Origin of the sequence: Leptotrichia hofstadii (assembly GCF_007990525.1) — a bacterium.
Taxonomy (GTDB): Bacteria; Fusobacteriota; Fusobacteriia; order Fusobacteriales; family Leptotrichiaceae; genus Leptotrichia; species Leptotrichia hofstadii.
The window spans coordinates 2185112-2201044 of the sequence record NZ_AP019823.1 but is presented as its reverse complement, the minus strand read 5'-3'; the positions used below and the strand labels follow the sequence as shown (position 1 = coordinate 2201044).

The 15933-nt window shown below is 29.8% G+C and carries 9 protein-coding genes and 1 other RNA gene; 5 read left to right on the top strand and 5 right to left on the bottom strand.

Annotated elements, in window-relative coordinates; translation table 11 throughout:
* Positions 1 to 178 precede the first annotated feature (178 nt).
* The 5 genes from FVE77_RS10380 to FVE77_RS10360 all read left to right on the top strand — a co-directional run bounded on the left by FVE77_RS10380 (position 179) and on the right by FVE77_RS10360 (position 6681).
* Positions 179 to 1105 (top strand): transketolase family protein, encoded by a 927-nt coding sequence (locus FVE77_RS10380; protein ID WP_026746788.1) that lies wholly within the window; start codon positions 179 to 181, stop codon positions 1103 to 1105.
* Between the two features lie 41 nt (positions 1106 to 1146).
* Positions 1147 to 1494, top strand: an RNA gene (rnpB, locus tag FVE77_RS10375) — RNase P RNA component class A.
* 1304 nt (positions 1495 to 2798) lie between these two features.
* Positions 2799 to 5063 carry a glycogen/starch/alpha-glucan family phosphorylase gene (gene glgP, locus FVE77_RS10365; protein ID WP_026746789.1) on the top strand — a complete coding sequence of 755 codons (2265 nt, stop codon included), beginning with the start codon at positions 2799 to 2801 and terminating at the stop codon, positions 5061 to 5063.
* A 149-nt stretch (positions 5064 to 5212) separates the two neighbouring features.
* Entirely contained in the window at positions 5213 to 5392 is a 180-nt protein-coding gene (locus FVE77_RS12705; protein WP_408610401.1) for a hypothetical protein, read from the top strand.
* Positions 5393 to 5529: 137 nt separating this feature from the next.
* The gene (locus FVE77_RS10360) at positions 5530 to 6681 is read left to right on the top strand and encodes a CapA family protein (RefSeq protein ID WP_026746791.1); all 1152 of its coding nucleotides are present in this window, start codon (positions 5530 to 5532) and stop codon (positions 6679 to 6681) included.
* A gap of 67 nt (positions 6682 to 6748) precedes the next feature.
* Here FVE77_RS10360 and FVE77_RS10355 read toward each other — a convergent pair whose 3' ends face one another.
* The 5 genes from FVE77_RS10355 to FVE77_RS10335 all read right to left on the bottom strand — a co-directional run bounded on the left by FVE77_RS10355 (position 6749) and on the right by FVE77_RS10335 (position 15835).
* A complete protein-coding gene (locus tag FVE77_RS10355) occupies positions 6749 to 7984 on the bottom strand; it encodes an efflux RND transporter periplasmic adaptor subunit (protein ID WP_026746792.1) in 1236 nt (411 codons plus the stop codon).
* 15 nt (positions 7985 to 7999) lie between these two features.
* Entirely contained in the window at positions 8000 to 10663 is a 2664-nt protein-coding gene (locus tag FVE77_RS10350) for an acetate and sugar kinases/Hsc70/actin family protein (RefSeq protein WP_026746793.1), read from the bottom strand.
* 399 nt (positions 10664 to 11062) lie between these two features.
* Positions 11063 to 11968, bottom strand: a complete 906-nt coding sequence (locus tag FVE77_RS10345; RefSeq protein WP_026746794.1) for a serine/threonine-protein kinase — start codon at positions 11966 to 11968, stop codon at positions 11063 to 11065.
* 210 nt (positions 11969 to 12178) lie between these two features.
* On the bottom strand, positions 12179 to 13450 hold the full coding sequence (locus FVE77_RS10340) for a hypothetical protein (protein ID WP_026746795.1): 1272 nt from the start codon (positions 13448 to 13450) through the stop codon (positions 12179 to 12181).
* A gap of 15 nt (positions 13451 to 13465) precedes the next feature.
* Complete coding sequence (locus FVE77_RS10335) at positions 13466 to 15835, bottom strand: PP2C family protein-serine/threonine phosphatase (protein WP_026746796.1); 2370 nt, start codon at positions 15833 to 15835, stop codon at positions 13466 to 13468.
* Positions 15836 to 15933: the final 98 nt, after the last annotated feature.

Here is a 15933-nt window from a genome sequence, read left to right as displayed (position 1 = left end):
TAATAGCAAGGGAAATCAATCGCCATTTCCCTTCATTTCGCAATAATAGTTATTTTAACATATTTAAATAATGGTGTATTAAAGAGAATGGCAAAAGTGCTATGCACTAACCCTGGCTTGTGGAATAGTATGAGAAAGTTTTTAAAAATAATGAAATAAAAAATAGGAGAATATGAGAATGGAAAAAAAATCAACTAGAGTGGCTTATGGAGAAGCGTTAGTTAAATTGGGAAAAGTAAATAAAGATGTGGTGGTACTGGAAGCAGACTTGTCAAAATCAACAATGACTGCATATTTTAAAAAAGAGTTTCCAGAAAGACATATAAATGTTGGGATTGCAGAGGCTGATATGATTGGAACAGCTGCAGGTATTGCAACGACTGGGAAAATACCGTTTGCTTCAACTTTCGCACATTTTGCGGCGGGACGTGCCTTTGACCAGGTTAGAAACTCAGTTGCATATCCACATTTAAATGTCAAGATTTGTCCAACTCACGCAGGAGTTTCGTTAGGAGAAGATGGAGGTTCACACCAGTCAGTTGAGGATGTGGCTTTAATGCGTGCAATTCCAGGAATGGTAGTGCTATCGCCGGCAGATGCAGTAGAAACGGAAAAAATGGTTTTTGCGGTGGCTGAATACAATGGACCTGTATATGTAAGACTTGGAAGATTGAATATTCCAGTATTATTTGATGAAAACTATAAATTTGAAATAGGAAAAGCTGCAACTTTGAGAGAAGGAAACGATGTGGCAATTTTAGCGACTGGCCTTATGGTTTCAGAAGCTCTTGAGGCGGCGAAATTACTGGAAGAAAAAGGAGTAAAGGCAAGAGTGGTAAATGTTTCTACGATAAAGCCGTTAGACACAGAAACAGTTTTAAAATCGGCAAAAGAATGTAAATTTATTGTAACAAGTGAAGAACATTCTGTAATTGGAGGGCTTGGAAGCGCAGTTTCAGAATACTTGTCAGAAGTTCATCCTGCAAAAGTTGTAAAACATGGAATACAGGATGTTTTTGGACAAAGTGCAGATGGAGAGACTATGCTTACGAATTATGGGCTTAGAGCGAAGGATATTGTGGAAATTGTTTTGAAAAATCTATAAATTAAATTGACAAAAATAGAGAAAAAATGATATTATAAATTCAGGTTTTGGAGTTAATCGCTTGAAAATTTATTTTTAAGAGGAAAGTCTGGACTTTGCAGGGCAAGGGAGGCAGCTAACGGCTGCTGGAAGAAATTCTAAGGAAAGTGCCACAGAAAATAAACCGCCTGTTCTTTCAGGTAAGGGTGAAAAGGCAGTGTAAGAGACTACCAGTAATTTAAGGAATTAAATTAGCTAGGTAAACCCCTCCCAAAGCAAGGGCAAGCAGAAAGCTGTTAAGAGGCGGCCCGTCTTGGCTTGATTGGTAGCTCGCTAAAATCCGTAAGTAATTATTGATTTAGATAAATGATTAACGAATACAGAATCCAGCTTATACCAAAGCCTATGAAACTCAGAAAATTTTCTGAGTTTTTCTTTTTTTAAGGAAAGTAAATTTATGTTTTTTATACTAGCTGCCGTTTAAAAAGCAGAAGTCAAAAAATTTACGGAATTAAGTTTGATTTCTTTAATAAAACTATCAAATTAATTATAATAGAATTTAATTTCTATTTTTAAACGAGGAATAGTGTTAATATACATTGATTAGATATTAATAAAGTTGACAAATCTTTACAACAGATATAGCAACATAAACATTATTTTTATATTTAGCTGAGTTATTGTTTCATAAAAATATGAAATATAAAAAAATAAAAGTCTAGTAATAATTTTATTTGAAAAATTTTAAAAATAATTCAAAAATAGCTTGACAATTGTATTAAATAGGGTATCTTTATAGTGAAAGATACTAGTTATGTATCAAAATTTAGGAGGAGGATTTGTTATGAAAAAATTGTTACTAGGTTTTATCTTTATTTGTGCCTGTACAACAACTTATGCTTACCCTAAAGATATAAACATAACCAAAAGTTAAGGGGCTTATATTAGAGGAAATTTTACTACTTTATTTGGGAAAAACTCTATATGTCAAAATATAGGAAGAACTTATGTTAATCATCCTGACATTTATGATGGAAAGAGAGCAGACTTAAATAAAGCTCTGTTAAATCTTATAAAAAAAGGAGGTAACTATACTCCACAAGGTTCTCAGCCAGAAGGTTCTGATCCGTATATTGGTGAAGTAGGATATTGGTATTTTAATAACTGTAAATTATTTCCAAGCGGAATAAGAAAAATTAAAGCACTTGATTATTTTTATGGTCATATGATGCACTTTGAAGAAGAAGGTTAAAATTAAACTGCTAAAAATTATATAAATTTAGGGTTTGAGTAAAATAGTCATAACTTTTTAATTCGGATTTAAAGCAGTTTTGCTATAGAATAACCATAATATATTAACCATTATAATAAAAAAACATAATCTAGCAAACTGGAAATGAAAATCTACGTTTGAAGGTTATGTTTTTATTTTAATAATTGTTCTAATAATTTAATTTTAATTAGATATAAAAGTACAAGAAAATAGATATTGATTTCATTTTTTAAGGGTTATAAAAGCATTTACGTAAATGTCTTGACAAATTAAAAAAATAGGTATATAATATGCCCGCATAGTAAAACAACTTTAAAATTGGATACAAAGAATTAAAACTATTCTATTGAAGTTATTAAGTTTAATGCTTTTAGTATTCCAATTTTGAAGTGTTTAATAACGAAAATTATAAAACAAATTTGAAAGGAAACAATTAAAATAGTGAACTACAATTTTACAGATTTTTTACAAAAAAGAAACGAAAAACAAATAAGTGAAATGACAAATCAGGAAATTTACTACAAATTACTTGAATATGTTAAAGAAAGAGCAGATGAAAAAACTGCAAACAAATCTAAAAAGAAAATATATTATATTTCTGCAGAATTCTTAATTGGAAAATTATTATCAAATAATTTGATTAATTTGGGAATTTATAAGGAAGTAAGGGAAGAATTGAAGGTTGCAGGAAAAAACTTGAGCCATATTGAAGAAGTAGAAACTGAACCTTCATTAGGAAACGGTGGACTTGGAAGACTTGCTTCGTGCTTTGTTGATTCAATGTCAACTTTAGGAATCAATGGAGAAGGAGTTGGACTTAACTATCACTGCGGACTGTTTAAGCAAATTTTTAAAAACAATGAACAAACAGCTGAACCAAATTACTGGATAGAAGACCAAAGCTGGCTAAGAGATACAAACATTGGATATGAAGTTAAATTCAAAAACTTCAGTTTACATTCAAAATTAAAAAGAATTGATATTTTAGGATATGAAAAAGATACAAAAAACTATTTGAATTTATTTGATATTGAAAGCGTTGACTACAATTTGATAGAAAATGGAATATCATTTGATGAAGAAAATATTGAAAAAAATCTGACATTATTCCTGTATCCTGACGACAGTACAAAAAAAGGGGAATTGTTACGTATTTATCAACAATATTTCATGGTATCAAATGCAGCAAGATTGATTATTGCTGAAGCAACTGAAAAAGGAAGCAATATTCACGATTTAGCAGATTATGCCTTCGTTCAAATTAACGATACACACCCAAGTATGGTAATCCCTGAATTAATCCGTATTATGACGGAAGAGCATAATATTTCTTTTGAAGAGGCAACAGAAATTGTAACAAAAATGACAGGATACACAAATCATACAATTTTGGCAGAAGCATTGGAAAAATGGCCTTTAGACTATCTGGAAGAAGTTGTGCCGAACATTGTTGAAATTATAAAAAAATTGGATAAAGTTATAAAAGCTAAATATTCAGATGAAAAAGTACAAATTATAGATGAGCAAAACAGAGTTCACATGGCAAATATGGATATTCATTTTTCTTCAAGTGTAAACGGAGTTGCTTACTTGCATACTGAAATCTTGAAAAATAGTGAACTTAAGGAATTTTATGAAATTTATCCAAACAAATTTAATAACAAGACAAACGGGATTACATTCAGAAGATGGCTTGAAAGCTGTAACGAAGACTTGGCAGATTACTTGAAAGAATTAATTGGTACAGGATACTTGACAGATGCTGAAAATCTAAAAGAACTTTTAAAATATGTTGATGATAAGAATGTTTATGAAAAATTATCACAAATTAAACATGGAAATAAAATTAAATTGAAAAAATATTTACAGCATACGCAAGGAATTGTTATTGATGAAAACAGTATCATTGATACTCAAATTAAGAGATTCCATGAATACAAACGTCAACAAATGAATGCTTTGTATGTAATTAAAAAATATTTAGACATTAAAAATGGAAAATTACCAGAAAGAAAGATAACAGTATTATTCGGTGGAAAAGCTGCACCAGCTTATATCATTGCTCAAGACATAATCCACTTAATACTTTGCCTATCAGAAATAATAAACAACGACCCAGAAGTAAACAAATACTTAAATGTTTACCTAGTTGAAAACTACAATGTAGGGTTAGCTGAAAAAATTATTCCAGCAACAGATATTTCTGAGCAAATCTCGCTTGCTTCAAAAGAAGCCAGTGGAACTGGAAATATGAAATTTATGCTAAATGGAGCATTGACTCTTGGAACGATGGATGGAGCAAATGTGGAAATTCATGAGCTTGTAGGCGATGATAATATCTACATTTTTGGAAAAAATAGTGATGATATAATTAAACTATACGAAACTTCAGGTTATGTTTCAAAAGATTACTACAAGCAAGATGGAATAAAAGAAGTAGTTGATTTCATAACTTCAGACAAATTATTAAAAGTAGGAAATAAAGAAAGATTAGAAAGACTTCAAAATGAATTGATAAACAAAGACTGGTTCATGACATTAATCGACTTTGAAGATTACTACAACACAAAAGAAAAAATGTTTAAAGACTATGAAAACAAAGACTTGTGGTACAAAAAAGTAATAAACAACATAGCAAAAGCAGGATTCTTCTCATCAGACAGAACAATCGCACAATATGAAAATGAAATCTGGAAAACTAAATAAATTTTATAAGACGAGGATTTAATATCCTCGTTTTAAATTTACAAAAATCTATATTACAAAGTAAACTCTAATCCCCTAAAAAAAAAACAATTGAAATTATAATATTATAAACATTTGTTATAATAAAACAAAAAACTGTAAGGAAGTTGATGTTTATGAAAAAAATATTTTTAATTGTAATACTTGTAATAACTACGGTAAGCTGTGAATTGTTCAGCCCGAAAGAATGGGCAGCATATAATAAAAGAAGAGCCGAAAGAGGTGTGCGATGTTATGAAGATGAAAGTGGATACGTTTACTGTGAAGACAAATATGGAAATCGACATTAGTCTAAAATTTTAGAGAAATGAATTGTTGTGATTAAAACAGGATTTTTTGGATTGTATTTTATGAAAAAATTTAAATTTATTGCTTTTCATGGTAAATAGAGGTAAAATATACTAAACAATATTTATGAAAGGATTTTATGAAAAAATATATATTATTAATTTTATTTATTATTTTAGTTTCTATGCTTGCTATAATCATAATAAATCCCAATTTTAAAAATTTTAGGAATAAATTTATTAATTTTGAAAAAACAACCGACATTAAAAAATCAAATACTCAAAAAAATGATAAATCTGATGAAAAGACAGAATTTACAATAATTGGCGTTGGAGATATAATGCTTGGCTCAAATTACCCTTTTGAATACCTGCTTCCTGAAAATGATGCCAATATTCTTGAAAATACGCAAAATATACTGAAAAATGCTAACATAACTGTAGGGAATCTGGAAGGAACACTATTTGATACAGGCGGAACTCCCAAAAGCTGTAATAATCCAAATGTTTGTTATGTCTTTCGTATGCCTTCAAGATATGGAACATATTTAAAACAGGCTGGATTCGACTATTTGAGCATCGCCAACAACCATAGCAATGATTTTGGAGAAATCGGAATTAAGGAAACTATAAAAAATCTTGATAATTTAGAAATAAAATACTCTGGAATTAAAGATATTGCTGAAAGTACGATTTTAGAAAAAAATGGAAAAAAATTTGGATTTATTTCATTTTCTCCAAATTCAACTACTGTAAAACTAAATGACTATAATTATGCAAAAAAACTTATTTCTGAATTAAAATCAAAAGTTGATATTGTAATTGTTATGTTTCACGGTGGAGCCGAAGGTGCTAATGCTGAACACATTACTAAAAGACATGAAATTTTTCATGGCGAAGATAGAGGAAATGTTTATGAGTTTGCCCATTTTGCGATAGACAATGGAGCTGACATAATCTTTGGGCAAGGCCCTCATGTTACAAGAGCTGTCGAGCTGTACAAAAATAAATTTATTTCGTATAGTGGAGGAAATTTTGCAACTTTTGGAAAAATAAATGTTTCTGGTTCAATGGGAATTGCACCTATTTTTAAAATCAAAATAAATAACAAAGGAGACTTTATTTCTGGAGAAATTATTCCAGTAAGACAAACTTACAAAAGTTTCGGTCCTTTTATAGATTCAGAAAAATTAGCAATAAAAAAGATAATTTCCTTGAATAAATCTGATTTTCCAAATGGAAATGGGCTTTCTATCAGCGAAGAAGGAAAAATTAATAAAATCAACAATTAAAAGTTCTTCTTTCATTTAATATAAATTTAAAAAATATCGCTAAAAATCAGGATAAAAACATCCTGATTTATTTTCTTTTTAGTCTAATAATTTCCCTCTCATTCTCATCTATTCTATTCCCCAGCTTTTCATTTTCCCGCTCTAACCTTTCCAACTTTTTCTTCTTTTCAATTTCCTCATCCTTAATATTCCTTCGTTCCACAATCACATTATTCCCAATTTTATCATCAGGATTGCCGATAATTTCCATTCTCTCTCCAATATCCATTCCAAAAATTTCAATCTTCTCTCCGTTATCCATCCCAACAAAAACTTCTGTTTCTTTAACTAAATTATTCTTATCAATCAAATAAATATAACTTTTCTGATTTTTAAAAATAACAGCCTTTTTTGGAACAGCCAGAACATTCTCTTTTTTCCTATAAATTACACGAATATCTACTTGCTCATTTAAAAACAGATCCTTAAATAACGTTGGCAAAAATTCAAACACATTCATATCCCCAATTTTATTAATCTTAAATAATTCTGCTTCAATAACTTTTTTTTCAGAAAATAAATCTGAATCCTCTTTTGTCTTATTCTTATCATTTTTAATTTCAACTAATTCTTCAAGCGATTTCTCTTCCCCAATCTTTTTATTTTCTCTCCTAAAAATATTAATTTTAGCCACATTCCCAATTTTCAGATTTTTAACTTTCTCACTTTTCACGCTTTCACTAACTATTTTTAAATCTTCCCTTTTAGCAAGAATCAAAATAGGCTCATTTTTGTTTGTAATTCCACCTTTCACTGCATTAATATTCACAATGTAAGCATCAAATGGACTTCTTACACTTCTCTGAACCAATCTTGTATTTCTCATTTCATCTTTAATTTCAATTTCCAATCCTGATATTTCTCCACGTAATTCCTGAATTTTCTGACTAACATCAGCTCCCAATTCCTTTTGTTTTTCCAAATTTCGTAATTCCCGATTTTTAATCACTAATAACATACGTTTTTCATTCAATCCATTTTTCTGATAATCGCTAAATTTCACTATTACATCGCCCTTTTTTACAAAATCTCCAGCCTTGTAATAAACATCATCAACGGATAAATTCACATCCAGTCCAATTTTAGTAATATTATGTGCAACAACAGTTCCTTTCATATCCACAAAAAGTTCAAGATTTTCACGTGTTATTTTTTCAATAACATATTTCTGATTAATTTTCGGAGTACAGAATTTTATCATAAAAAGAATAATAAAAATAAAAATTGCGGGCATTATCCAAATTATCTCATCTTTTTTTCTCAATTTTTTCTTCCTTTTTTAGTGGTTTCCGTCAAAATAGGAATTTTCACTTAAATTATCTTCATAAGGGAAATATTCCTTTCGTCCAAGATAAAGCTGATCTGATTTTCTTTGGATTGGAACGACAAAAAATCCCCAGTTGTTCAAATCAGTATAAACAAAAAATCTTACTGTGTTATTTTGAATTGTATCGGTATCATTTTGAGAAATTATATTTGTAAATTCAGGCAAAATTTCCTGTGCGTCCATTTCTTCGTAGTTATCCTCATTTTTATAAATCATTTCTTTTTTCAATTCGCCTTCTGCAGTATAAACATAAATTTTTAGTTCTTCAGCAGAAATCTTTTTGTCAATTTGTCCAATCAGAATATCAGCCTTTCGTGAAGTTTGTATCATTTCCACTTTTTCCCCATCGTATTTTTCCACCCACACAGAATACGGTACAAGTGGAACTTCATTCACAATTTCCACGTCTATATGTCCGAAACGCTTATAATCCAGATATTTTATAGCTCCATCCAGACAATTCAGTTTCAGTTCGTAATCATCACGATGGCTCAGTTCCTTGTATTCAATCATTTTTCCTGGAACAAATTCCTTTAGGACTTCCTGAAATGTACTGATTTTCGTTGACTGTCCGCTTAATTTTATTAATGAATATTCAAAAAGTAGCCCTTCCTTGTAATATGTATTCAAAAATTTTCTGAGCATTCCGTAAATATCAGCTTTCACGATTTTTTCAATTTCCTTTATAGTAAAAATATGTCTTGGATAATCTGTTATTGTGGTAAATATTCCATTTTTATAAATATGAATTTTCCAGCTTTTTAACTGCGTTATATGAATATCATTCCGTTTTTCATAATTTCTAGGCACATCAAAACGTGTCCGTAGTCTTCCATCGGATGTAAAAAATTCTTTTTTAAGATTTTCAGCTGCTTCCCATAGCATATAAAAGTTATTCCGTATTTTCTGATATTCTTCACTCATTTTATTCTCAAACTGCGAATATTTTGTAGGAATTACATTTTCATACTTTTCATATTCCAAATTCATATTTTCAAAAATCTTCTCAACACCGCTCTCATCAATTACCTTGTAAATCATATCATTGTCAAATTTTATCAAATCATTAATAGAAACGACCCTATTTTCAGAATATTTTGCCCCAAGCACAATTTTCAAAAACTGCATAATCCTGTAAGTCAAGTCATTTCCACCAAAATTCTCATCCCCGTTTTCAAAGCTCGTCCTTATATCCAGATAATATGAAATTTTGTCCTTACTAATCACATATTTACAAGCCGCCAAATCCGTCGTCCCGCCACCACAGTCAATAATTAATGCACTATATTCTTCGTTCTCCTTATATCTCCCCTTCCTTATCTGTATCTCAATTGTATTGTACAGCACTGCAATCGCTTCATCCATAGCATTTTCACGAATAATTTCATATTCATAATTTTTCTCGCTTGAAATTATATTTTTTTCAGAAATTTCAGAATTCTGATTTTTATTAAATTTATTTTCCATCATAAAAATTTCCTGAAACATCGCCAAAAACTGCTCCTTCAATTTTACAGGGCTGGAAGCGTGAATTTTTTTAAATTTACATTTAAACATATATTCAGCACGATTCACAACATATTTTAAATATGCCTTTATTATATCCTTTCTTTTTACATACAGAATATTTCCAAACTCATCATTAATTTTCTCAAGTTTATTATGTTCATGCACCCACCTTTTCAAGCTGTAAAAAATTGAGCCATTGACAATATAGTCATTTCTTTCTAGCTTTCTTACCACATCGTAGCCAAATGAATACTGAATATTGTTAGCATCGCTGCAATCATCAACATAAACTAATGTTGGAAAAATCTCACGGTAATGCCTCTCCCCGTCGTCAAATTTCACATAATTTATAGCATCTATCACGACATTTCCATTCAAAATATCATTAGTAGGCAAATCCTTTACATAATTTTTATCCAGATATGCCCCAAGAGCCGTATTTACCGTTCCAAAATCAATACAAAGCGGTGTATTTGTAGTTTCCAGATTTTTCACAATAAAATTTTCAATTTCAACTTTATAATAGTCCATCTGATATGGATAAAGCGGTATCACTTCATCTTCTTTTAAATTATAAAACTTATGAATAAATTTCAAGTCATTTTCTTTAAAGAACAAAAATGAAAATTTATTATTTCTCAGCGTTTCGACTCTAAAAAATTCCTTTTTACTAATTAAAAAATACTTATTCCTGCTATTCAAATCCTTTTCCAGCTGGAAAATCCCACACAGGTAGTTATTAGCATTTATAAGAAAAACATTTGCGCTGCTCACATTTTCAGGAATCTCAATTTTATAATTGTCTTCCCTCATCAAATTAAGTTCCTTATACAAAATAATCTTGTGAGGTACCCGTATCTTATTCTCATGATGAAGCCTCTCGCCAAGTTTATTATCAAAAAGTTCCTGAACATTCACAAGCCCATTTTTATTAAACTTGTCAATACAGTAGTTTTCCTTGACTCCCCTATATTTCATCAAAAGTGATATAAGCTCCTCTCTCGTGGGCGTTTCCACATGTACATTTACCAAATGTTCCTCAATTGCAATCTGATACATCTCATAATAAGATTTTCTTCGCAATTCCTCTTCATAAAATAATCTCATATTTTTACCTTTTCCCCTTTACTATTTTCAAGTATTATAACGACTTTATTAAAATTCAAGATTTACTTGTTTTTGATTTTATCGTGATTTATCTAATAGTTTCCTGAATAACAAAGAGTTCTTTACCATTGTTAAACAATATTTACTTTAAATTTAAACGGTTATCAAGCATATCTAATGCTAACCCAAATTTAAAAAACAGAAATTATATTTTGTTGCATAAAAAAATTATACTGTACTCTAACCTGTTTAAAATTAAACTACTAAAAATTATATGAATTTAGAGTTTGAGTAAAATAGTCATGACTTTTGAGTTCGGTTTCAAAGAAGTTTTACTATAATTCTATTATTTTAATGACAAATAGTATAATTTATAAAATCTAAAAATATTAAAAATATTTAGCTTTGCATAAAAATTTTTCTCAATTTTTCAATCATTTCCCTAACACTTCCAAATCTTTTCTGTCTGTCAAATTCCAGCCCCTTTTTTATAACTTCTTCCACTTCCTTAAATTTCTGAATCTTCTCAAATCCCAAAATAACTTCTCTACCAAACTCGAGTTCCGCCTTATAAAACCTATTAATCGCCCCATCCACTTTCACTCCACAAAGCATAAAATATAAAAGTGCCGCAAGTGAATAAACATCTGTTCTTTCATCAATCTCTACTTTTTCTGAATAAATCTCAATCGGCGAATATCCTTCCGAAACCTTAACAAACTCAACTTTTTCTTTCTTTTTCAAGCTCGCTCCAAAATCAATAATCCTGATATTTCCCCTAATATCAATCAAAATATTAGAAGGCTTCAAATCACAATGAATAATTCCCTTTTTATGAATTTTACAAACTACTTCGGCAATTTTAAAAAATATTTCCAAAATATGATTTATCCTCATTTTTCCATTTTTTATCCTATTTTTCAAAATATATTTTTTCAAGGTAACTCCATGAAAATATTCAGTAACAATATAATTTGTTCCATTTTCACTAAAAAAATCCACAAGTTTAACAACATCATCCACAAATCTCTGTTTCCTCCTTTTAGATTTTTTCAAAAATTTCTCCAAAATACATTTTTCTTTCCAAAAACATCCTTTCAAATTTTCAAAATCCTTCTTGTACTTTTCAGTGAAAACCTCATTACCATTTCTCATAACAATTTCTGAAGGATAACATTCTTTAATAATTACTTTTTCCCCTTGTCTATCTTCACACATATAAATATTGGAAAAATCACTTTTAGCTACATAATTTAAAATTTTATACTTCCCATTCAATATTGTTCCCTTTGATAAAAAATCCATTCTTATTTTCCCTTTTAAATTCTCTATTTTTCACAAAATTATTTTAAACTATTCCCAAAATATTAAATCTATTCACTCTTCTAATAAAATTTAAAAGTTATAACATTTTATTCAAATCATAAACTTATTAAAATTTTGATTCTAAACCTAAAAGTTTTATTTTGTTCAATTTTTTTTGAATTTTAAATTTGTTAAATTATAAGTCTAATTCTATCCAAAATTATTCCCATTTCTATCACGCCCAAGAACTTCCCAGTTTTTCTCAATTTCCTTTTCAAGTTGTAAGATTCTATTACTTTTTACCTTATAATTTTTCTTAAAATTTCTATTATCTGCATTTAGATTTTTTCTATTATATTTTTTATTTTTAGAAACTTTCTTTTTTATTCTTGAATTATTTAATTTTTCAGCTCCTTTCTCTTTAGTTTCTATAATATTTTGAGTAATTTCCAAATTTTTTACATAGTTTTTTTCTATTTCTTCATTTTCAATATTTTTCTGTTTAACTTTATCCATTTCTATCTCTGCTCGTTTACTTAAATTATTTTTCATCAAATTCGCTTTTTCTAGAATTTTCTCAGCCATTATATTTTTTACTTTTTCTTTTCTTTCACCTTTAAAGTTACCCTTTTGAATATTTTTCCCCACAGAAACAAACATAAACACAAATATTACAGCTAAAAACATATATTTTACAACTTTTTCCTGTTTTTGATTTTTTTCATTAATTTCTTTTTCTAACAATTCATAATTTTTTTCCATTTCAATATCTTCAACAAAAATCGACAAAAATGGTATCACCTTTCCCAATTTTTTCTCACTAGCCTTTATCTGTTCACTTAAATTCTGTTCGACATTTAATTTACTTTTCCTATCAACATAAATCTCCTCAATTTCACTCTCATTAACAACTTTCCAAAATCCAGGACTCCCAGCCAGCAAATAATCATGTTTTTTCAGTCTTATTTTTTTGACTTGCTCACCACTTATCTTTTCCACAATTCTATTTTCCCTATACAAAACAAATTCAGTTTTCCCCATATTTCCAACAATCATATTATTTTTTTCAATAATAATAACAATTTGTGAATAAAAATTTTTTAAATCAAAATCTTTTTCAGCTTTATGAAATTTATATAATTTTGTTTTCTCAAAAATCACTTCATCAATGGAAGATTGTATTATCTGTTCTACATTTTCTAGCGAAAATTCATTATTTTCCAAATATTTTTCAATAATTTTATGAACTCCAACTTTTGCTAAATTTATCTTATCAATTTTCTTGTTTTCAACATTACTATTTTCAAATTTTTGAGATATTTCTGACTTTTCCTGCATTTTTTCATTTATCTTTTCATTAAAGTCAGCAATACACCATATTCCTTTGCTTCCATTCGGAATGTATGCCGAATAAGAGTTTTTTTCCGTAATTTGTGCATATTCCTTAAAAAAGAAAGTATTTAATTTTATATTTTTTACCATCTTTCCTCCTTTCTTTTAAAAAATTTTCCAAAACTGCCACCATTTTTTATTCGCCTTTTTCTCAGCCTTTTTAAGCTTTTTCTCAATTTCGGCTATTTCATTTTGTTTGGTACTGCTTTTTTCCAGCTTTTCCTTTGCCTGCGTAAATTTTTCCACAGCTTCCTTCCATTTTTTATTCTTAAAATCCTCTTCTGCTTTTTTCTTTAGCAAATACCCCTCACTTTTTTCAATTTTTTTATTCAAATTCTCAATTTTCGACATCTGATTTCCAAAATTTCCATCTGCATTCACTTCTTCCAGAAGTTTCTTCGTTTCCTCATATTTTGAAATTCCCTCCTCAAATCTTTCATTTATAGCCAGCTGGTCTGCCTGCATTTCCAGATTTGACGCATTTTCCATTTTTCTTGTTATTTCTTCACGTCTTTGCCGTTCCCGTTCCATTTCTTCCTGCTGTGCCTTGATTTCAGCTTCTTTTATCTGCAGTTGCTGCTCCATCTGGATTTCCTGCTGCCTTAACCTTTCCGAATATTCCATTTCCTGTGTTTTCAATTTTTCAGCATTCTGGCTCTCAAATTTAATAAATTCCTGTGCCTGGCTTATGTATTTGTCAACGGCATTTGCATTATTTGTATCTTTCATCTTCTGATAAATATTTTTAGCTTGCGTTAGAATATTTATTGCTTGTGCTGGATTATTGGCAGTTATTTGCGAAAGCCCTTCCTGAACGAGATTGTTGGCAGTCTGTAAATTAGCATTTTGCTGGGAATTAAGTTCCTGTATCTTATTGTCAATTTCTCCCACTTTCACAGTATCTCCAAGCGTCTGGTACATCTGTCGTGCCTGATAATACGCTTCTTTTGAAGAATTAATATTGCTTTGTGCCAGCGAATCCCCTTTATTTTCAGCAAGCATTGCCCCATTATACGCTGTTTTTTCCTTATCCGTTATTTCCTCCAGCTTTTTCTCAACTTGCGAAACATAATCTGCCCTTCCATTTGCCAAATACATATCAGCCGCATTTTTATAGCTAACTTTTGCCAAATTGTAGCTTCCTTCATTAACTGCCGTATCTCCAGCGACCTCCAGAGCCTTGGCTTCCTTTAATTTCACGGTTGAATTTATCCGTGAATCCAATGTAGTTAAAATCTCTTCCGTGTTCAGCTCGTCACGTTTATAACTGTTGTCATTCAGGTTATACTTAGCCTGCTGATATTTTACGTTCGCCTCGTCATAATTTCCGCTGTTAAACAGCTCATTTCCCTCATTAATATCTGAAAATGCCTTTTTAATCTTCTCAGTTTCTCTAATTTTCTTATTTATCTCATCAATTTTCTTACTTGCATCAGCTCTCTTTTTCTCAGCATTCGTAAGAAATCCTATTATACCCTTGCTTTTTGGCTTTAATTTTACATACTCTCCGATTTCAAGTTTCAAATTATCAATTGAATTATTAAAATTTTTCTTTAAGATCTCCTCATCCGCCAATTTTTCATACTGCGTTGCCGCCTGCAGAATACCGTTTCGCCTTTTTACATTCCAAATAACAACAAACAAAATAATTACAGCAATAATGAGCATTACAAGTATTATTCTTTTAATAAGTTTGCTTTTGTCCTTTTCCATCGGCTCTGGAGTTGCTACAGCACCTACTTCTACCTGTGCAATCGTATAATTTTCGATATTATCCCTAAGCGAAGCAAGTATCCGTTTTTCCAATGAATTTAACCATTGCTTCTTATCCTCAAATCTGGATAAATCATTTTCCATATCATGCTCATCAATATTTTCCCAAAATCCTACAGTCGTCAAGCAAAAAACATCTTTTTCCATAAGTTCTACAGGTTTTTTTATAATATTTGGCTTAATTTTCCCAAAATCCCCAATTGCCTGCAGCAAATCATTTCTTTGCCTGTGAAATCTCATATCCGATATATTCAATGCCTCTTCGTCCACCAAAAGCTGTGCTATCGTGTCATCTCTGCTTTGAGAAACGATATATCCGCCTCTAATGTGATAAAACCTTGTATTTCCGATATTTCCATATAAAATTGAATTATAATTGCTTATTACGATTAAAAGGGAAGTGTGCATAAGAGAATATTTCTGAGTTTCTTCCTGTTTTTCCTTAACTTTCAGATTGGCATAATCCATCATTTCTTTTATTACGTCATAATTAAACCGTGGACGCAGCATAAAATATTCAATCGCAGATTCCACAGCAATTCTTGCCGCAACTTTTGCCCCTTCTTCCTCATCAAATCCATCCGCCACAGCCCAAATCGCATAATTATCCAGCAAAACATACCCAAAATAATCGTTATTTTCAGCCTTCGTCCCAGCCTCACTCAAAAATTCCGTAATAAATTTTGCCTCATCTTTCCTCATTTCTCAATTTCTCCCTCTATTTTTGGTTAATTCAACTTTATAAAATATATTTATTTTATATATATGAAAATTATTTAAAATAAAACTTTAATACTAAA

Excerpts from the sequence above, each read along its gene's own strand:
- FVE77_RS10360 (WP_026746791.1), top strand. The coding sequence starts at position 5,530 with ATGAAAAAATATATATTATTAATTTTATTTATTATTTTAGTTTCTATG.
- FVE77_RS10335 (WP_026746796.1), bottom strand. The coding sequence starts at position 15,835 with ATGAGGAAAGATGAGGCAAAATTTATTACGGAATTTTTGAGTGAGGCT.
- FVE77_RS12705 (WP_408610401.1), top strand. The coding sequence starts at position 5,213 with ATGTTTATGAAAAAAATATTTTTAATTGTAATACTTGTAATAACTACG.
- FVE77_RS10350 (WP_026746793.1), bottom strand. The coding sequence starts at position 10,663 with ATGAGATTATTTTATGAAGAGGAATTGCGAAGAAAATCTTATTATGAG.
- FVE77_RS10380 (WP_026746788.1), top strand. The coding sequence starts at position 179 with ATGGAAAAAAAATCAACTAGAGTGGCTTATGGAGAAGCGTTAGTTAAA.
- FVE77_RS10340 (WP_026746795.1), bottom strand. The coding sequence starts at position 13,450 with ATGGTAAAAAATATAAAATTAAATACTTTCTTTTTTAAGGAATATGCA.
- FVE77_RS10345 (WP_026746794.1), bottom strand. The coding sequence starts at position 11,968 with ATGGATTTTTTATCAAAGGGAACAATATTGAATGGGAAGTATAAAATT.